This window comes from Cupriavidus sp. SIMBA_020, from assembly GCF_046535395.1.
Taxonomy (GTDB): Bacteria; Pseudomonadota; Gammaproteobacteria; order Burkholderiales; family Burkholderiaceae; genus Cupriavidus; species Cupriavidus campinensis.
Map to the genome: position 1 here is coordinate 1 of NZ_JAWRWU010000867.1, position 262 is coordinate 262.

Annotated in this window: 1 protein-coding gene; it reads right to left on the reverse strand. The window is 64.9% G+C overall.

What is annotated here, in order from left to right; translation table 11 throughout:
- Positions 1-262: 7-cyano-7-deazaguanine synthase (locus SB751_RS31870; RefSeq protein WP_410749255.1), on the reverse strand; the 262-nt coding region annotated here is incomplete at both ends.

Consider the following 262-nt stretch of genomic DNA (forward strand, 5'->3'; position numbering starts at 1 on the left):
GAAAAATCGGTCTCGCACATGCCGCCGACCAGCACCTTGAGCCCGCGCCGATACGCGATGGCCGCGGCGATCTGCATGAACATCAGGTTGCGGCCCGGCACGAAGGTGTTCGGCAGGCCGTTCGCGGCCGTTTCGATCTCGATTTCGCGCGTCATGGCGGTGTCGCTGATCGAACCGAGCACGGAGAGGTCGATCATGTGATCGTCGCCGAGACGCTCGCCCCACTTTGGGAACCGGCTCGCGACAGCGGCGCGAAAGCCCT